This window comes from Frankia sp. AvcI1 (assembly GCF_001420875.1).
GTDB classification, from domain to species: Bacteria; Actinomycetota; Actinomycetes; order Frankiales; family Frankiaceae; genus Frankia; species Frankia alni.
Window position 1 is genome coordinate 194,549 of record NZ_LJFZ01000011.1, and the last position, 17,420, is coordinate 211,968.

Annotated in this window: 9 protein-coding genes and 25 pseudogenes; 23 read left to right on the plus strand and 11 right to left on the minus strand. The window is 73.3% G+C overall.

Features of this window, described 5'->3' with window-relative positions:
- Window positions 1-70: 70 nt before the first annotated feature.
- Window positions 71-379, minus strand: a complete 309-nt coding sequence (locus tag UK94_RS13990; RefSeq protein WP_011607576.1) for a hypothetical protein — start codon at window positions 377-379, stop codon at window positions 71-73.
- Window positions 380-1,336: 957 nt separating this feature from the next.
- Here UK94_RS13990 and UK94_RS51535 point away from each other — a divergent pair.
- The 16 genes and pseudogenes from UK94_RS51535 to UK94_RS14015 form a co-directional block, all read left to right on the plus strand.
- On the plus strand, window positions 1,337-1,859 hold a 523-nt coding region (locus tag UK94_RS51535; protein WP_235487884.1), incomplete at its 3' end, for an extracellular solute-binding protein.
- Between the two features lies 1 nt (window position 1,860).
- Window positions 1,861-2,125, plus strand: a pseudogene (locus UK94_RS51540) (substrate-binding domain-containing protein); the annotation flags it as partial.
- A gap of 1 nt (window position 2,126) precedes the next feature.
- Window positions 2,127-2,407: pseudogene (locus tag UK94_RS51545) on the plus strand (phosphate ABC transporter substrate-binding protein PstS); the annotation flags it as partial.
- 232 nt (window positions 2,408-2,639) lie between these two features.
- Window positions 2,640-3,229 (plus strand): annotated as a pseudogene (locus UK94_RS51550) (phosphate ABC transporter permease subunit PstC); the annotation flags it as partial.
- A 1-nt stretch (window position 3,230) separates the two neighbouring features.
- Window positions 3,231-3,683 (plus strand): annotated as a pseudogene (locus UK94_RS51555) (ABC transporter permease subunit); the annotation flags it as partial.
- 196 nt (window positions 3,684-3,879) lie between these two features.
- A pseudogene (locus UK94_RS73755) lies at window positions 3,880-3,959 on the plus strand (hypothetical protein); the annotation flags it as partial.
- 1 nt (window position 3,960) lies between these two features.
- Window positions 3,961-4,096: pseudogene (locus UK94_RS51565) on the plus strand (phosphate ABC transporter, permease protein PstA); the annotation flags it as partial.
- Window position 4,097: 1 nt separating this feature from the next.
- Window positions 4,098-4,208: pseudogene (locus UK94_RS51570) on the plus strand (phosphate ABC transporter, permease protein PstA); the annotation flags it as partial.
- 1 nt (window position 4,209) lies between these two features.
- Window positions 4,210-4,334: pseudogene (locus tag UK94_RS51575) on the plus strand (phosphate ABC transporter, permease protein PstA); the annotation flags it as partial.
- A 1-nt stretch (window position 4,335) separates the two neighbouring features.
- Window positions 4,336-4,459: pseudogene (locus UK94_RS51580) on the plus strand (ABC transporter permease subunit); the annotation flags it as partial.
- Window position 4,460: 1 nt separating this feature from the next.
- Window positions 4,461-4,747 (plus strand): annotated as a pseudogene (locus UK94_RS51585) (ABC transporter permease subunit); the annotation flags it as partial.
- 87 nt (window positions 4,748-4,834) lie between these two features.
- A pseudogene (locus UK94_RS51590) lies at window positions 4,835-5,000 on the plus strand (ATP-binding cassette domain-containing protein); the annotation flags it as partial.
- Between the two features lies 1 nt (window position 5,001).
- Window positions 5,002-5,245, plus strand: a pseudogene (gene pstB / locus UK94_RS51595) (phosphate ABC transporter ATP-binding protein); the annotation flags it as partial.
- 1 nt (window position 5,246) lies between these two features.
- Window positions 5,247-5,600 (plus strand): annotated as a pseudogene (locus UK94_RS51600) (ATP-binding cassette domain-containing protein); the annotation flags it as partial.
- A gap of 32 nt (window positions 5,601-5,632) precedes the next feature.
- Window positions 5,633-5,821, plus strand: a pseudogene (locus tag UK94_RS51605) (DNA-binding response regulator); the annotation flags it as partial.
- Window position 5,822: 1 nt separating this feature from the next.
- Window positions 5,823-6,457: pseudogene (locus tag UK94_RS14015) on the plus strand (response regulator transcription factor); the annotation flags it as partial.
- Window positions 6,458-6,551: 94 nt separating this feature from the next.
- On the opposite strand, the pseudogene UK94_RS51610 reads toward UK94_RS14015, so the two are convergent.
- The 9 genes and pseudogenes from UK94_RS51610 to UK94_RS51645 all read right to left on the minus strand — a co-directional run.
- A pseudogene (locus UK94_RS51610) lies at window positions 6,552-7,029 on the minus strand (A/G-specific adenine glycosylase); the annotation flags it as partial.
- A gap of 1 nt (window position 7,030) precedes the next feature.
- Window positions 7,031-7,544: pseudogene (locus UK94_RS51615) on the minus strand (A/G-specific adenine glycosylase); the annotation flags it as partial.
- 67 nt (window positions 7,545-7,611) lie between these two features.
- A pseudogene (locus UK94_RS51620) lies at window positions 7,612-7,740 on the minus strand (DNA integrity scanning protein DisA); the annotation flags it as partial.
- Between the two features lies 1 nt (window position 7,741).
- Window positions 7,742-8,458: pseudogene (disA, locus tag UK94_RS14025) on the minus strand (DNA integrity scanning diadenylate cyclase DisA); the annotation flags it as partial.
- A gap of 1 nt (window position 8,459) precedes the next feature.
- A pseudogene (locus tag UK94_RS51625) lies at window positions 8,460-8,530 on the minus strand (hypothetical protein); the annotation flags it as partial.
- Between the two features lies 1 nt (window position 8,531).
- Window positions 8,532-8,691, minus strand: a pseudogene (locus UK94_RS51630) (DNA integrity scanning protein DisA); the annotation flags it as partial.
- Window positions 8,692-8,820: 129 nt separating this feature from the next.
- A partial coding sequence (locus UK94_RS51635) for a S16 family serine protease (protein ID WP_313949504.1) occupies window positions 8,821-9,640 on the minus strand: 820 nt, incomplete at its 5' end.
- A 1-nt stretch (window position 9,641) separates the two neighbouring features.
- Window positions 9,642-9,749, minus strand: a pseudogene (locus UK94_RS51640) (hypothetical protein); the annotation flags it as partial.
- A gap of 1 nt (window position 9,750) precedes the next feature.
- Window positions 9,751-10,278, minus strand: a pseudogene (locus tag UK94_RS51645) (ATPase domain-containing protein); the annotation flags it as partial.
- A 1,851-nt stretch (window positions 10,279-12,129) separates the two neighbouring features.
- Here UK94_RS51645 and UK94_RS14040 point away from each other — a divergent pair.
- The 7 genes and pseudogenes from UK94_RS14040 to UK94_RS51665 all read left to right on the plus strand — a co-directional run.
- Window positions 12,130-12,612: a CarD family transcriptional regulator gene (locus tag UK94_RS14040; protein ID WP_009741775.1), complete on the plus strand. Its 483-nt coding sequence runs from the start codon at window positions 12,130-12,132 to the stop codon at window positions 12,610-12,612.
- 274 nt (window positions 12,613-12,886) lie between these two features.
- Window positions 12,887-13,277, plus strand: a 391-nt coding sequence (locus UK94_RS51650) for a 2-C-methyl-D-erythritol 4-phosphate cytidylyltransferase (protein WP_235487849.1), incomplete at its 3' end; no start/stop codon positions are given.
- Between the two features lies 1 nt (window position 13,278).
- Window positions 13,279-13,681: pseudogene (locus UK94_RS51655) on the plus strand (2-C-methyl-D-erythritol 4-phosphate cytidylyltransferase); the annotation flags it as partial.
- 71 nt (window positions 13,682-13,752) lie between these two features.
- Window positions 13,753-14,235 carry a 2-C-methyl-D-erythritol 2,4-cyclodiphosphate synthase gene (gene ispF / locus UK94_RS14050; RefSeq protein WP_011607564.1) on the plus strand — a complete coding sequence of 161 codons (483 nt, stop codon included), beginning with the start codon at window positions 13,753-13,755 and terminating at the stop codon, window positions 14,233-14,235.
- 113 nt (window positions 14,236-14,348) lie between these two features.
- Window positions 14,349-14,714, plus strand: a 366-nt coding sequence (locus UK94_RS14055) for a PPOX class F420-dependent oxidoreductase (protein ID WP_235487850.1), incomplete at its 3' end; no start/stop codon positions are given.
- 74 nt (window positions 14,715-14,788) lie between these two features.
- A partial coding sequence (locus UK94_RS51660) for a class I tRNA ligase family protein (RefSeq protein WP_235487853.1) occupies window positions 14,789-15,369 on the plus strand: 581 nt, incomplete at its 3' end.
- Between the two features lies 1 nt (window position 15,370).
- Window positions 15,371-16,330: pseudogene (locus UK94_RS51665) on the plus strand (DALR domain-containing protein); the annotation flags it as partial.
- Window positions 16,331-16,493: 163 nt separating this feature from the next.
- Here the strand turns inward: UK94_RS51665 and UK94_RS51670 are convergent.
- Window positions 16,494-17,420: FHA domain-containing protein (locus UK94_RS51670; RefSeq protein WP_157734242.1), on the minus strand; the 927-nt coding region annotated here is incomplete at its 5' end.

A 17,420-nucleotide genomic window follows, 5' to 3' on the forward strand; every position in this document is an offset into this window, starting at 1 on the left:
GGCGCGGCCCCGAGGTGCCGCTCGGGGTGCCCGCGCCGACCCTCGGGCGGGCGGCCCCGATCGGGCCGGGTCAGCGGTGGCGCAGCCCTCGGCCGTGCTCCAGCGGGTCGGTGCCCGGCTCCGGCCGCCCGTCGCGGCCGACCTCCTGGAACACCAGGGAGACGTCGACGTCCCCGTGGTGGCTGACCAGGCAGGCCGTGGGCGGGAGGAGGATCATGGCCGTGGTCAGGTCGGCCGCGGTGGCTCCCGGCGCCAGGACCAGCTCGTGCCGTATCGCCAGGCCGTCGTGGACGGTGACCACCTCGGCGAGGGAGCCGGGCCGTCCGCCGGTGATCGGCCGGGGCTCCGGCAGGAGATCGTCGTTGTCGACGGTGTTCATCTTCTGGCCGTCCTCCTGTCTGTGTGTCTGTTCCGGTGCGCGTCACGTGCGGCCGGCGGGCCTGGCGGGCGTCGGGCTCTCTCCGGGACCGGGACAACTTCGTCACGTCGCCTTGATGTTTCTTATTGCTACCGTCGTGCGGAATCGTCCTCCGCGATCGGACTTTCAGGTTTCGACTGGATGCTGTCAGCTACGTCGATGTTGCTTACAAGCAAAGCACGGGAACGGGAGGAACGCCACCGGCGATCTCCGGGCAGAGTGGGACGTCCGGTGACTGCGGGCGCAAGTCCTGATCATCTGCGTAGCGCCGCGTGCGAGTTGGCCGGTTCGTCGGCTCCGTCCCGCTGCGTCGCCGGGCGCAGTGGGCCGGGCCGGGCATGACGCGCGCGAGTGAACATTCGGTATCAGCGGCGCAAGATTCCCGAGCGGCTCGATGTCGTCNCATGACGCCGATAGGCCGGCATCGGGGCCTCGGATCGGCCGGTGCGGCAGCGCCCCGTCGGCCGGGCCATCCTCCAGCTCGGGCCGCCGGCCGTCCCGGCGTCCACGCCGACTTGTCATCGACTTGTCCGCTGGTTGTCCCTTCGTTCGTGGGCGTAGAGGCGGTGGGTGGTGCCCGCGGTGCCCCCGCTGCGCCCCGTGGCGGCGCCCCCTCCGGCATGGTTCGGCGCCGGCCGCCGCGGCCGCCGGTGACGGTGCGCTCAGAGTTCCGTACGCGTTGTTCCGGAGTGGTGGCAGCCGGCCCGGCCAACAAGCCATAAATCGTCCGACATGGATGTGTTCCGGTTGGTGACGGGTTGGCGTATGCGCTTGTTCATCTTTCGTTCACTCCGGATCGCTTCGATTCTCGCCGGCACCCCAGTCNGGGGGGCGGACGACATTGCGCGCCACGAACGGCGCGGGGACGAAGGGTTGCTTGTGATCCGAGGCAAGCGTCAGGCCGCCGTCGGGGCCGCGATGGTGGCACTACTCACCGTGGCGGCGTGCGGAACTGACGACAACAACGACTCCGGCGGCACGGGTACGGCGCCGTCCACTTCGGCGGCCGCGATCTCCTGTGCCAAGGGGTCGATAACGGGCTCCGGCTCGTCCGCGCAGAAGAACGCGATCGACGAGTGGGTCAAGGCGTACCAGAACGCCTGCTCCGGCGCGACGATCAACTACCAGTCGACGGGTTCCTCGACCGGTCGCCAGCAGTTCATCAGCAAGCAGGTGGCCTTCGCCGGCTCGGACTCCGCGCTGAAGGACCAGCAGAAGACCGACGCGGACGCGCGCTGCACCGGCGGTGCCGCGGTCGACCTGCCGATGGCCGTCGGCCCGGTGGCGCTGATGTACCACGTGTCCGGCGTCAACGGCCTGCAGCTGTCTGCCCAGACCCTGGCGAAGATCTTCGCTGGTAAGATCACCAAGTGGAACGACCCGGCCATCAAGGCCGAGAACAGCGCCGCTTCGCTGCCGGACGCCACCATCGCCTCGGTGCNCCGCTCCGACGGCTCCGGCACGACGGACAACTTCACCAAGTTCCTCAAGGGCGCGGGCGGCGCCGACTGGACGTTCGACTCCGGCTCGGACTGGAAGGCCCCCGGCGGTCAGGGCGCCAAGGGCAGTGACGGCGTCACCTCGACCGTGAAGTCCACCGAGAACTCCATCGGCTACGCCGAGCTGTCCTATGCGGAGAACGCCGGGCTGTCGACCGTCAAGGTCAAGAACGCCGCCGGCGAGTACATCGAGCCGAGCACGGACGGTNCCTCCCTGGGCCTGAGCACCGCCAAGGTCGCCGACGGCGACGACCTGAAGCTGACCTTCGACTACACCACCGCGACGAAGGGCGCCTACCCGGTCTACCTGGTCACCTACGAGATCGCCTGCACCAAGGGTCTCTCGGCCGACCAGGCCGCGCTGGTCAAGTCCTTCCTGACCTACACCGCCTCGGACGCCGCTCAGTCCTCGATCGGCGACCTCGGCTACGCGCCGCTGCCGGACGCGGTCGCGACGAAGGTCCGCGCGGTCGTGGCCAAGCTGGCCTGACCCGCAGCTGCCACCACGGCCGCCCCGAGCCGGGCCCGGACCATCTGACACACGGTCCGGACCCGGCCGGGGCGGCCAGCACGACCCGACCGGCCCGGCCGGTGCCCGCGGTGGGGAACGACCCACCGCGGATTCGTCGATGTACGGCGGCCGCGGCACTCACGNCCCGCCGCGCGTGTCGCGTCCGGGACCTTGATCGTCAAGCCCCGTTCGGGCACCAAGGAGAGGACGCATGACGACGGAGCCGGACAGCTCGGCGGACGCCGCCGAGCCGCGGGGGGCCGCCACGGCGACGGTCCCGCCGGAGGACCCACCGCCGGCCGGCGGGCCCGCGGTCGTATCCGCGGACAAGCCCCGGGTCGGAACGGCCGACCTGATCTTCAAGAACCTCACCCGCACGGCCGGCCTCGGCCTGCTGGCGCTGATCGCCGTGATCGCCGTCTTCCTGGTGCTGCGGGCCACCCACGCTCTCAACGCCAACACCGGGAACTTCCTCACCACCGAGGAGTGGTTCCCCAACGCCACCCCACCGAAGTTCGGGGTGGCCGCGACCCTGTACGGCACGGTCGTCTCGGCGGCGGTCGCGATGATCATCGCAGTGCCGGTCGCGGTCGGGATCGCGCTGTTCATCACCGTGTACGCGCCCCGGCAGCTCTCGTCCGTCCTCGGCTACATCGTCGACCTGCTCGCCGCCGTGCCGAGCGTCGTCTACGGCCTGTGGGGCCTGATCGTCCTCGCGCCGCACATGAAGGGCATCCAGCTCTGGCTGAACGACTACTTCGGCTGGATTCCGATCTTCGATGCCGAGTCGGTGGGGCGTTCNCTCTTCGTGGCCTCGGTCGTCCTGGCGATCATGATCCTGCCGATCGTCGCGGCCCTGTCCCGTGAGGTCTTCCTCCAGGTGCCGATCGCGCACCGCGAGGCGGCCCTGGCCCTCGGCGCGACCCGATGGGAGATGATCAGGGTCGCGGTGCTGCCCTACGGCAAGCCCGGGGTGATCAGCGCCTCGATGCTCGGCCTCGGCCGGGCGATGGGCGAGACGATCGCGGTCGCGCTGGTCCTGCCCGCCTCGTTCAACATCTCCGCGCACCTGCTCTCGCCCGCCGGCAACACGATCGCCGCGAACGTGGCGAACGGCTGGGGCGAGGCCAACGACATCGGTCGCGGCGCGCTGATCGCCTCCGGCCTGGTGCTGTTCATCGTCACCATGATCGTGAACATCATCGCGCGGGCCATCGTCGCGCGCCGCCGCGAGTTCTCCGGGAGCGCCGCATGACCGCCGCGACCGTGTCCGGACCCGCCGTCGACGGCGGCGCGGACCACCTGGGCCTGCGCGGGCAGATCCTGCCGCGCTGGGTGCCACTCGCCGTCGCCGCCGGCGCAGTGGTCGTGTCCCTGCTGATCTACCTGCTCACGCCGGTCGACAGCGAGATCCAGATCGTGTTGATGTCCGCGCTGTTCTTCGTGATCGNGATGACCGCCGTCTCGACCGCCGTCGAGGGCGGGCGGCGGGCGCGGGACCGGTTCGCGACGACGCTCGTCTACGGTGCCTNCCTGCTCGCCGTGATTCCGCTGGTCGCCGTGCTGGCCAGCGTGATCAGCAAGGGGGCTGGCCGGCTCGACGGCGCCTTCTTCACCCACTCGATGAACGGCATCGGCGCCCGGGACGTGGGCGGCGGCATCTACCACNCCATCATCGGCACGGTGGAGCAGGTCCTGCTGGCCAGCGTGCTGGCGGTGCCGTTCGGCCTGCTGGTGGCGATCTACCTGGTGGAGTACGGCCGCGGTCGGGTCAGCCGGGNGATCAGCTTCTTCGTCGACGTGCTCACCGGCCTGCCGTCGATCATCGCGGGTCTGTTCATCCTGGCCTTCTGGGTGCTCGCCCTCGACCAGGGCTTCTCCGGGTTCGCGGGTGCGCTCGCGCTCGNCGTGCTGATGATCCCGACGGTCGTGCGCTCCGCCGAGGAGATGCTCAAGCTGGTTCCCAACGAGCTGCGCGAGGCCGGGTACGCGCTCGGCGTGCCCCAGTGGCGGACCATCCTGCGGGTGGTCNTGCCCACCGCGCTGCCCGGGATCGTGACCGGCGTCATGCTCGCGGTGGCGCGGGTGGCGGGCGAGACCGCCCCGGTGCTGCTTACCGTCTTCGGGACGAACCTCATCAACTCCAACCCGTTCTCGGGTGAGCAGTCGTCCCTGCCGCTGTACATCTACTCCCAGGCCGGTCAGCCGCAGCAGTTCGCGGTCGACCGGGCGTGGGCGGCCGCCCTGGTGCTGATCATCATCATCATGGTGCTGAACCTCATCGCCCGGCTGTTCGCCGGACGCAACCGGTTGAGATGACCGTTCCCNCACCACCCGCGTTCNTCCCCGTCCCAGCATCGAACAGCGTCCAGACAGATCGTGAGTCGAGGTTGCCATGGCCACCCNCATCGACGTAACCGGGCTGACGGCGTACTACGGCAAGTTCAAGGCCGTAGCCGACGTGAACCTGACCATCGAGCCTAAGAACGTCACCGCATTCATCGGGCCGTCCGGGTGCGGAAAGTCGACGGTGCTGCGCACCCTCAACCGGATGCACGAGGTGCTTCCCGGCNCTCGCGTCGAGGGCAAGGTGCTGCTCGACGGCGAGGACCTCTACGGGGCCGGCACGGACCCGGTGAACGTCCGCCGCACCGTGGGGATGGTCTTCCAGCGGCCGAACCCGTTCCCCACGATGTCCATCTACGAGAACGTGATCGCCGGGCTGAAGCTCAACGGCGTGCGCAAGAAGGCGCTGCTCGACGAGCGGGTCGAGGAGTCGCTGCGCGGGGCGAACCTGTGGGAGGAGGTCAAGGACCGNCTCGGCCGGCCCGGCGCCGGCCTGTCCGGCGGCCAGCAGCAGCGGCTGTGCATCGCGCGGGCGATCGCCGTCGAACCCCAGGTGCTGCTCATGGACGAGCCCTGCTCCGCGCTCGACCCGATCTCCACCCTGGCCATCGAGGACCTGATCACGAAGCTGAAGTCGAGCTTCACGATCGTCATCGTCACCCACAACATGCAGCAGGCGTCGCGGGTGAGTGACGCCACCGCGTTCTTCTCCCTGGAGAAGACCGGAGACCCCGGCCGCCTCGTCGAGTTCGACAAGACCTCGAAGATTTTCAGCAACCCGACGGAGAAGCGGACCGAGGACTACGTCTCCGGACGGTTCGGCTGACGCCGGCGGAGGCCAACGGACAGGACGCGCGGATGCTCCCGGTACGGCGTGGGTCCGCGGGGCCGGGGGGTGCGGACGGGGGCCCGGCGGTCGAACGGCACGGGGCGGCGGTGCAGGTCAGGTCGGCCGGCCGGCCCTCGCTGCTGATCGCGGACTCCGAGGTCGACGACGGCATGCTGGACGCCATCGTCGGCGGCGGGGTCGAGGTGAGCGTGGTGGCCNACGGCGCGCAGGCCCTACTGGAGATCGGCCTCCAGCAGCCCGCGGCCCTGCTCATCAGCGCCCGGCTGCCGGTCGTCGACGGGGTCACCGTCGTGCGGACGGTCCGCAGCGTGCCCGGGCACGACGACGTGCCGATCCTGCTCGCGGTCGGTCCCGACGACCGGCCGGCCGCGGCGGCCGGCCTGGACGCGGGCGCGAGCGCCTGCGTGGGCAAGCCGTACCGGGTGCCCGAGGTGCTGGCGATGGTCGGCGTGATCGGGACGGGGCGCCCCGGCCCGCAGCATCCCCGGTCGGCGGGGGACGACGTCCTGCGCGGCGGCCCGGTGCTGTTGGACCGGGCGGCCCACGAGGTCCGCCTCGACGGCGCGGTCGTGTCGGTCCCGCCCCGGGAGTTCCGGCTGCTCGCGCTGCTGCTGGAGCAGGCCGGCCGAGTCGTTCCGCGGGAGACCCTGCTGCGGGAGGTCTGGGGCTCGGCGCACACCGAGACCAACACCCTCGCCGTGCACGTGCGCCGGCTGCGCCGCCGCCTCGGCGAGGGGGCCGGCGAACCGACGATCATCGAAAGCATCCGGGGGGTCGGCTACCGGTTCCGCGCCGCGCCCGACCCCACCGCCGGACCAAAGCTCACCTTCTGACCGCGGCTCACCTTCTGACCGCGGCTCACCTTCTGACCGCGGCTCACCTTCTGGCCGCGGCTCACCTGGTCGGGTCGGCCTCGCGCCTGTCGGGTCAGCTCGGCAGGGCGTAGACGCCGGGGGCGACGCGGACGACCAGGCCGTCGTCGATCAGCCCGGCCAGCGCCCGGTCCCGCTGGACCGGGTCGTCCCAGACCTGGTCGAGGAGATCCTGGTCGACCGCCTGCTCGGCGTCGCGCAGGACGGCCAGCAGCCGCCCGCGGACCTGGCGGTCCGTGCCGGCGTAGCCCTGCGGCCGGCGGGCCGGACCGGTCGCGGCCGGGCTGCCCGCCTCCACCCAGGCGCAGCGATGCAGCAGCGGGCAGGCGGCGCAGCGGGGGGTGCGGGCCACGCAGACCAGTGCCCCGAGCTCCATCAGCGCGGCGCTGGTCATGGCCGCGGTCTCGGGCTCGGCCGGCAGCAGCTCGGCGACGGCGGCCAGGTCGCGGCGGCCGACGGTGGCCGGATGGTCCGCCCGGCCCTCCACGGCGCGGGCGAACAGACGGCGCACGTTCACGTCGACGACCGGGTGGNGCTGGCGGAAGGCGAACGCGGCGACCGCCCGGGCTGTGTAGGTCCCGATCCCGGGCAGGGCCAGCAGCGCGTCGAGGTCCGCCGGGATCTCGCCACCGTGCCGTTCGACGACGGCCGTCGCGGCCTGGTGCAGCCGCAACGCTCGGCGGGGGTAGCCCAGCCGGCCCCACGCCCGCACGGCCTCGCCGGCGGGCTGCGCGGCCAACGCGGCCGGGGTCGGCCACCGGTCCAGCCAGGCCTGCCAGACCGGCAGCACGCGGGTGACCGGGGTCTGCTGCAGCATGACCTCGCTGACCAGGACCGCCCACGGCGTCGTGCCGGGACGCCGCCAGGGCAGATCCCGGGCCGCCGCGGCGAACCAGTCGAGCACCAGCCCGGCGAGCGTCTCGGACTCGGCCGACGCCGTGGCCGGGATCGACGCCGTGGCCGGGATCGACGCCGTGGCCGGGATCGACGTTGCGGCCAGGGCTGGGAGGGCGGGCGCGGTCCGCGGTGCGCTGGTCATCCCCGCCATCGTGCCAGGCCGNCGGGTGGTGGCCGTGGGACGGGGGTCGGCGGCACGGGGCCTGCCGGGACGGAGGTCAGACGTAACGTTCCAGGATGCTCGACTCGGCCAGCCGCGACAGGCCCTCGCGCACGGCGCGAGCCCTGGTCTCGCCGACGCCGTCGACCGCCTGCAGGTCGTCGACTCCGGCTGCGAGCAGTTTCTGNAGCGTGCCGAAGTGGTCGACGAGCCGGTCGACCACCATCCGCGGCAGCCTGGGCACCTTCGCCAGCATGCGGTAGCCGCGCGGGCTGATCTGCCGATCCAGGATGTCCGCTCCGCCGGAGAAGCCGATCACCCGGGCGAGCACGGTGAGGTCGAGCAGGTCGGTCGGCGACATCGCGGACAGCTCGCTGAGGACCTGCGCGGCCGACCCGGCCTTCGAGCCGGCGGGCAGGTAGTCGCGCACGGTGAGTTCGCGCTCCGTCTCGACGCCGGCCATCAGCTCCTCGAGCTGCAGCGACAGCAGCCGCCCGTCGGTGCCGAGCTCGACGACATAGCCCTCGATCTCGTCGGCGATGCGGCGCACCATCTCCAGCCGCTGGCTCACCGAGATCGCGTCCCGGACCGTGACGAGATCCTCGATCTCCAGCGCGGACAGGGTGCCCGCGACCTCGTCGAGGCGGAGCTTGTAGCGCTCCAGGGTGGCCAGCGCCTGGTTCGCCCGGGACAGGATCGCGGCCGAGCCGTCGAGCACGTAGCGCCGCCCGGCGACGTAGAGCGCGATGATGTGCATCGACTGGCTGACCGAGATCACGGGGTACTCGGTCTGCTTGGCGACTCGCTCGGCGGTGCGGTGCCGGGTGCCGGACTCCTCGGTGGGCACGGTCGGGTCCGGCACGAGATGCACGGCGGCGCGCACGATCCGCTGCAGGTCCGAGGACNGCACGATCGCGCCGTCCATCTTGGCCAGCTCCCGCAGCCGGGTGGCCGAGAACTCGACGTCGAGCTCGAAGNCGCCGGTGCACAAACCCTCGACGACCTTGTCGTGGCCGAGCACAATCAGCGCCCCGGTATGCCCGCGAAGGATGCGTTCCAGGCCGTCGCGAAATGGAGTTCCAGGGGCGACCGCGGCCAGTGTCGCCCGGAAGATGTCGTCTCCGGGTGGTCCCGCCATCAGNCTCCCTCAGCTCCTCGGCTCCCCGCTGTCTGCCACCTCTGCCGCGATGCTATCGGGGCGACCGGAGTAGGTGCGGTCCAGCTCTTCATGGGGTAACGAAATTACTCAAATCAGACATATTTCTTGTTACGCTTCATGCATTCGGGTTATGGCCCCGATCAGATCCGGCACCTCGGTGACTTTCATGCCCTCGGGGCCGGGCCCGGCACCCGCGGGCACGAGCGCCCGGCGGAATCCCAGCCGGGCCGCCGCGGCCAGCCGCTGGCGGACCGCACCCACGGCCCGCACCTCCCCGGCCAACCCCACCTCCCCGACCGCGACGAGATCGGCCGGCAGCGGCCGGTCCCGCGCCGCGCTCACGACCGCGAGCGCCGTCGCCAGATCCGCCGCGGGTTCGGCGAGGCGCACCCCGCCGACGGTCGCGGCGTAGACGTCGGCCTTGCCGAACCGGACCTTCGCCCGGCGCTCGACCACGGCGAGGATCATCGCCACCCGGGCCGGGTCCAGCCCGGACACCGCCCGTCGTGGCACCTGGGCGGACGTCTCGGCGACGAGGGCCTGCACCTCCGCGACGAGCGGCCGGCGGCCCTCCACCGTCACGGTGACGCAGGTCCCCGGCACCGCCTCAAGACCGCCCGCCCCCGAACGGGACAGGAACAGCCCGCTGGGATCGGCGATCCCGTGGATGCCGGCATCGTCCATCTCGAAACAGCCAACCTCGTCGGCGGGTCCGTACCGGTTCTTGCCCGCCCGCACGAGGCGAAGCGCGGAGTGCCGCTCACCCTCGAAATGCAGAACCACGTCTACCAGATGTTCCAACAGGCGGGGCCCGGCCACCAGCCCGTCCTTTGTCACATGGCCGACAAGCACCGTCGCGAGGCCGAGTGCCTTCGCCGTGCGGATCAGCGCGGCGGTGACCTCGCGCACCTGGGTGACGCCGCCGGCCNCCCCCTCCACCCCGGCTGCGGAGATCGTCTGCACCGAGTCGACCACCAGCAGAGCCGGCGAGACCTCCTCGACATGGCGCAGCACCGCGCCGAGATCGGTCTCGGCGGNGATCCACAGATCCTCGTGGAGCGCGCCCGTCCGCCCCGCGCGCAGCCGCACCTGCGCGGCGGACTCCTCACCGGTGACGACGAGGGCCCGGGCCCCGCCGGCCGCGCTGCGGGCGGCCACCTCGAGCAGCAGGGTGGACTTGCCGACGCCCGGCTCGCCGGCGAGCAGGATCACCGCGCCGGGGACGAGACCGCCGCCGAGCACCCGGTCCAGCTCGTCGATGCCCGTGGGCCGGCGGCGGGCCGCCGTGACGTCGACGGACACCACGGGCTGCGCCGGCGCCGTGACCTCCGTGGCTGCGACCGCCCGCCCCGCACCGCCGAGCCCGGCGGCCCGCCGTGGCGCCGGCGCCTGGGCCTCGAGCGTCCCCCACTCCTGGCAGCGCGGGCAGCGCCCGGCCCAGCGGACGAACTCCGCCCCGCAGCCGCTGCACCGGAACCCGCCCGACGCCGTTCGACCGGACGCGCGACCGCCGGCCGCCGGCCGAGTGGATGTCATGGGCGCCACGTTAACCGGCCGGTCCGACATGTCGGAGCCAGCCGCGCGTGGGGGCGCCCACAGGTGTCGTGTGACCAGGACCGGAGCCGACGACGCCGTACCAGCCGCAGTCGGCGCCCACAGCCCCTGCCGGGCCGGCGCCGTCGATGCCCCGGGCCGATACCCCGGGCCCTGGGATCGCCGGTCGGGGTCCGGGGGCGATGCGGTTCCGCGGAACCTTGGGATCGCCGCTGGGGGACCAGGGCGACACGGCTACGCGCTCGCCGCGCTGTTGCCCGACCGCCGGCTGCCACGAGTCGCTCCTCGCGGCGCCGCGGCCGGGCCGGGCCGGGCCTCGGCGGCCTCAGCCCGCGGTCGCGGTGGCCGTCGGGGTGGCTGTGCCGGCGGAGGGGGTGGCGCTGCGGGCGGCCGGAGTGGCGGCGGCGGAGGGAGAGGCGCCGGTGGAGGGAGAGGCGCCGGTGGAGGGAGAGGCGCCGGCGCTCGGCGAGGCCGAGCCGGCGGCGGGCGTCTGCGTGCTCGTGGTGGCCTCCGCCGGGGCGCCGGAGGCGCCGGGAGCGGCCGGCTCCACCGGCACGTCCAGGGTCACGCTGCCGGCCTTCGCGAAGGTGAAGGTGATCGGGAGCTGGGAGCCGATCAGCAGGTTGTGCTGCACGCCCCGCAGGGTGGGCGCGTCGGCGTCAGCGATGAAGATCTGGCCGCCGCCGGGGGGGAGCTGCGCCGACTTCGGCGNCTGGCCGCCGCCGGCCTCCGGCGAGGACACCGAGACGAGGGTGTCCGGTTCGCTGCCGCCGTTGAAGAACGCCGACACGATCGGCGCGGAACCGCCCTGGGACACGGGCCCGGCGACGTAGACGTTGCGCAGGGTGATGGAACCGACGGACCCCGCGACACTGTTGGTCGTGGTCCGCGCGAGGTTCGTCAGCGCGTCGTTGCCGGAGGCGCAGCTCGCCAGGCCGGCCGAACCGATCACCGAGGCCAGCAGGGCGACGCCCACCCGGCGGGAGGTCATCCGCCGCCGGAACGCGGAGCGCGCAGAGGCGTCGTCGCGGGCCGCGGCGGCGGGCGTCGCCTCGGCGACGGNGGTGACTGACGGGAAACGGGCACCCGGACGGCGGCTCACAGCTCGGTGGCTCCTCCTGCACAAGACCGGCGCGTTGGGCGGCGCCGGTGCTGGTCGACGGCCGTCGCCTGGACGGCCACCCGGCGGCGCGCCCCGGCGCCGGTAGTCGGACCCGGCGTGCAGGGGTCACCCCCGGTGCCCGGAGGACCCGCCGCCGCCGGCCCGGTGTCGAGGGCCGTCCGCGGAGGTCTCCGTGCGGGGCTAACACTAGCCACCCGGCGGCGCCACGTGCCCAGGCCGCCGGGCCCGGCCAGCCCGCGTGGGCCGGTGGGCGGCGCGTGCCGGGCCGGTGCCCGGGCGCCGGCAGCCGGGCTGACCGGCCCGACAGGCCACGAAGGGCCGGTCGGAGACGTGGGCAGTGTCACGCCCCGCACCCGGCCGATCCGCGGGTGAACCACGCCGCGGCGCGTGCCGGGGCCGGGCCGGCGGGTCGCGCCGCCACCCCGCAGGGCGCCGCCGTGTCGGCGCGCGGGAGAGGTCCGTCCGCGCTACGTTCGCCTCGCGGTTGACGCTTGGGCGCGCAGCCGACACCCCTCGACCTGTCGCCTGTTTTACCTGGTAGGGCTGTTCGGTGTCGGTGTGCGGCGAGGTGGGACGGGTGCGTGGATCCGGGTCGGGCGGTGTCGCCGTCGCGAACGGTGGCCGGAAGGCTCCGCCGGGCCCCTCGGCTTGGCGTTGCGGCCCTTGCGCTTGCAGCGCGCGTCTGACCTGCGGCGATGCGTGCGTGTTACGCTGGTAGAGGCGGAAGGGGCACGTGACACATGGCGTTCCAAGTCGGCGAGACCGTTGTTTACCCGCATCATGGTGCTGCTCTGATTGACGCGATAGAAACCCGCGTCATCAAGGGCGAGGAAAGACTCTATCTCGTGCTGAAGGTCGCTCAGGGCGACCTGACTGTCCGGGTGCCGGCCGACAACGTCGGCATGGTCGGGGTGCGCGACGTCGTCGGGCAGGATGGGCTGGAACGGGTGTTCGAGGTGCTCCGGGCACCCCACACCGAGGAGCCCACGAACTGGTCCCGGCGTTACAAGGCGAATCTCGAAAAGCTCGCTTCCGGTGACGTGAACAAGGTTGCCGAGGTCGTCCGCGATCTGTGGCGCCGTGATCGCGAGCGCGGTCTTTCCGCGGGTGAGAAGCGGATGTTGAGCAAGGCGCGTCAAATCCTCGTCAGCGAGCTCGCGCTCGCGGAGGGCACCAACGAGGACAAGGCCGAGGCGATGCTCGACGAAGTTCTCGCCGGCTGATCCAGGCCTTGTCGGNCCGGTCGTGACAGATCGGGTGTCGACCGGTTTCTTCGGTCGGCGTGAAAGTACCGGAATATGATTTCCGGCCGGGAGGTCGGCCCCTCCGGACGCCCTGTCGTCCGGTGGGCCGGGTTCGCCGGCCGGCGCGGTCCGATGGCGGCGCACGCACCCATCCGGCTGCGCACGCCCGATCGGCGTACCGGTCGGCCGGCTCGCGTCCGGTCGGCCGGATAGGCCATGCTCTCGTGGTGGATGGCACACGGGAGGTCTGGTGATGGGCGAAGGTCTCCAGTCGCGGGCGACCGGCCCGCGGGTCGCGGCGATCGTGCCGGCTGCCGGCCGCGGTGAGCGGCTGGGCGGGGGCACCCCGAAGGCGCTGCGAGCCCTGGGCGGTAAGCCCATGCTGGTGCGCTCGATCGAAGCGCTGCGGCGTTCCGAGTCGGTGACGCAGATCGTCGTGGCGGCACCGCCGACTCTGGTCGAGGTCGTGGCGCAACTGCTCGGGCGGGACGTGCGCGTGATCGCCGGCGGCGCGGAGCGGGTGGACTCGGTCCGCCGGGCCCTGCGCGCGATCGACGACGACATCTCCGTCGTCCTCGTCCATGACGCGGCCAGGCCGCTGACGCCGCCCTCGCTCGTCGACGCGGTCGCCGCGGCGGTGCTGGNCGGTCATCCGGCGGTGATTCCCGTGCTCGGCCTGACGGACACCGTCAAGGAGGTCGGCCCGGACGGCAGGGTGATCCGTACCCCGCCCCGCGACCGGCTGCGGGCGGTGCAGACCCCGCAGGGATTCCGGCGTGACGTGCTCGCCGCCGCGTATGCCCTGCAGGACATTCCGGCGACGGACGACGCCGGTCTGGTGGAGGCTCTCGGGGTGCCGGTGACGACCATCCCCGGCGCTCAGGAGGCGTTCAAGGTGACCCAACCGCCCGATCTCGTACTCGCCGAGGCGCTGCTGGCCCGCTGCGCCCCGGGCGACGCCCGCGCGGCCGGTGACCCCCGTGCGGGGACCGACCCGCGCGGGGGCGCGGACGTGCGTGCCGGCTCGGATGCCCGGAGCCTCGGGTGAGCCCGGACACGCCCCAGCCGGCGGACGGCGGCGTGGCGCCCACCGATCGCCCGGCGCCGGCCTCGAGCGCGGTGACGACCGCGGTGCTGCCGCGCGTGGGCATCGGCGTCGACGTGCACCCGTTCGCGGCCGGTCGGCCCTGCTGGGTCGCCTGCCTGGAGTGGCCGGGGGAGACGGGCCTCGCCGGCCACTCCGACGGGGACGTCGCCGCGCACGCGACCTGTGACGCATTGCTCACTGCATCGTGTCTCGGTGATCTGGGCAAGGTGTTCGGCACCGACCGGCCCGAGTACGCGGGGGCGTCCGGCGCGGTCCTGCTGGCCGAGACGGCCCGGTTGCTCGCCGTCGGCGGCTGGGTGATCGGGAACGTGTCGGTGCAGGTCATCGGCAACCGCCCGCGGATGGCTGCGCGCCGCGAGCAGGCCCAGGCGGCGATGTCCGCGGCCCTGGGCGCCTCGGTGAGCCTGTCGGCGACGACCACCGACGGGCTCGGCCTGACCGGGCGGGGCGAGGGACTCGCGGCGATCGCCACGGCCCTGGTCGTGCGCGCCTGAGCTCAGCCGGGCCCGGGAGGGTATGCCGATCCGTCATCGCTCGGTAGTGTTCCGGTGGTGGGTGAAAGGCTGGGCCGTCGTTGGCCGCTCCCCGAGGAGCCCCGAGGAGTCTGATGGCTGGTCGCCTTCCCGAGCCGGTGCGGGCCCTCGCGGACGCGCGGACCTACGTCGTCCTGGCCACCGTCCAGGCCGACGGCTCGCCGCGGATGACCGTGCTCTGGGTGGATCGCGACGAGGACGAGCTGCTGCTGTCCACGGCGCGCGGACGCGCGAAGGAACGGGACATCGCGCGTGATCCGCGGGTCGGGCTGATGTTCCTCGATCAGGACGACCCCTACTCGTACGTCGAGGTGCGCGGCACCGCCACGCTCACGGAGCAGGGCGGCCGGGAGCTGATCGACCGGCTGTCGCTGAAGTACACCGGCGACATCTACCGCTGGGACGATCCGGGCGAGGTTCGGCTCGTCATCCGAGTCGTGNCCGACCGGGTGCTGACGGTCGGCTGACACGGGCTGCATACCCGCCGCCGGGGCTGGAGCCGTACCCTTGACAGATGGGTCTCCACCTCTACGACACGCGCAGGCGGCGCGTGCGGCCATTTGAGCCGCTGCGCCCCGGTCACGTGGGCGTCTACGTGTGTGGACCCACCGTGCAGTCGCCGCCGCACGTGGGCCACCTCCGCACGGCCCTCCCGTTCGACCTCCTGCGCCGGTGGCTGGTGCAGTCCGAGCACGAGGTGACGCTCGTCCAGAACGTGACCGACATCGACGACAAGATCATCGTCAACGCGGACCGGGACGGCACCTCGGTCTGGGAGCTCGCCACCCGCCAGACCCGGGCGTTCGACGACGCCTACCGCACGATCGGCATCCTGCCGCCGACGATCCAGCCGCGCGCGACGGGCCACATCCCGGAGATGATCGCGCTGATCTCCGCGCTGATCGCCGGCGGCCACGCCTACGCCGGCGCGGGCTCGGTCTGGTTTCGGGTCGGTTCCTTCCCCGGGTACGGGGCCCTGTCGCACCAGCGGCCGGACTCCATGCTGCCCTCGGCGGAGTCGGAGCCCGGCAAGGCCGATCCGCGGGACTTCGCGCTGTGGAAGGCCGCCCGGCCCGGCGAGCCGTTCTGGTCCTCNCCCTGGGGCGACGGTCGTCCCGGCTGGCACCTGGAGTGCTCGGCGATGGCCGGCAAGTACCTCGGCCCGGTCTTCGACATCCACGGTGGCGGTCTCGACCTGGTCTTCCCGCACCACGAGAACGAGCGGGCGCAGACGGTCTGCGCGGCGGGCGGCGCCGCCGGTGCCGGCGCCGAGGAGATGGCCCGGTACTGGATGCATGTCGGGCTGCTGACCACCGGCGGCACGAAGATGTCGAAGTCGCTCGGGAACTCGGTGCTCGTCGCGGACGCCCTCGAGGCCGTCCGCCCGCAGGTGTTGCGCTATCACCTGCTCTCGGCGCACTACCGCTCGACGCTGGAGTACACCCCGGAGGCGTTGGGCGAGTCGGCCGCCGCGCACGATCGGGTGGAGACGTTCGTCCGCAACGCACTGGACATCCTCGGCGGCCCGGGTGAGGCGGCGGCCCTGGCGGCCGACGACGGCCCGTCCGCGGTGTCGGATGGGCGGCGACGGACCGCCCGTGGCGGGGCCGCCAGCGACGCCGTGGGCGCCGCGGCGGGGGGCTTCGGGGCGGGGGGTCCCGAGGCGGGGCTCACCCCGCAGCGGGCGTGGGCGGACTTCGCGGCGGCCATGGACGACGATCTCGCGGTCGGTCGTGCGCTGGCGGCCATCTTCGGCGCGGTCGGTCAGGGCAATCAGGTGCTGTCGAAGGCGCACAGCCGCAAGCTGGCGGGCTGGGTCGACGTCACCCGCCGGATGCTCGGCGTCCTCGGGCTCGACCCGCACGAGCAGTGGCCCTCCGCCGGTGCCGAGCTTCGGCCCGCGCTCGACGGGGTCGTGCAGATCGCGCTGGATCTGCGCTCGGCGGCGCGGGCGCGGCGGGACTTCGCGGAGGCCGACTCGATCCGCTCGCGGCTCGCGGCGGCCGGCCTCATCGTCGAGGACACCCCCGAGGGGCAGCGCTGGCACCTGGCCTGAGTTCGACCGGTGGTGGCTGCGCAGGCGCGGGGCCACCGTCCGGCCGACCAGGGCCCGCCGGCGGGACCCGGAACTGCCGCAGGTGCGGCGCCGGCCCGAGCGGCGGGATCAGGAACTGCGGGACGTGCGGCGCCGGCCCGGGTGACGGGCCGGCGCCGGTCGATCAGCGGGCGCGCAACGTGATGCGCGTCCACGCACCCAGGTAGACGCGGTCGCCGTCCCGGAGCGGGACGGGCTGCCCGGGTTCGATCGGATCGGGCTCGTCGTTGAGCCGCGTGCCGTTGGTCGAGCCGGGGTCGCGCACGGCGTAGCCGCCGTCGGGGAGCTGCTCGAACAACGCGTGGCTGCGCGAGATGCCCGGGTCCTCCGGCGCGCCGGACAGGTCGATGTCCGGGTGGATGCCGCGCGACTCGCTGCGCCGACCGACGAGCATCTGCGCGCCGGCGAGCGCGAAGACGCGGCGCGGGTAGAAGGTCGGGAACGGCACCCGGTGGTCGTCGCCGCTGTCGTAGTACTCGCGCTCCGCCTCGACGATGGCCTCCCAGACGGTGGCTCCCGACGGGGGACGGTCGCGGTCCCACCCGCCGGCACCGCGCGGGTCGTCGGCGATCGGATCGCGCCGGCCGCCCCGGCCGGTGTCGTGGCGCGGGTCGTCGAGGTCGGGGTCGCTCAGCCGTGGGTCGTCGAGCCGCGGATCGGCCCCGGGGCGGGCGTAGCGGGGATCGGTGGTGTGCCGCGGATCCCCGCCGCGGCCCGGCAGGCTCCGCTCGGGCGAGCCCGCGGGCGCGGCGCCCGGGTCGAGGCCCAGCGGATCCGCTGGGCCGTAGCCGTACCCGTCGTCACGCCGGCTGCGGCGGTGGGTGTCGGACTCGCGGTCCAGGTCCTCGCCGTAGCCACCCGCCCCGCGGCCCTCCCGGGCCGGCGGGTACCCGCCGCGGTCGGCGTCGGGGTAGGCGCCGGGGGTGCGGTCGTCGCGTCCGGCGGGGTAGCCACCCCGGTCGGCCCGGTCGTCGGGGGCGCGGCCGTAGGGGTCGCGGTCGGCGTCGGGGTAGCCGGCGGGGGCGCGTTCGTCGCGTCCGTAGGGGTCGCG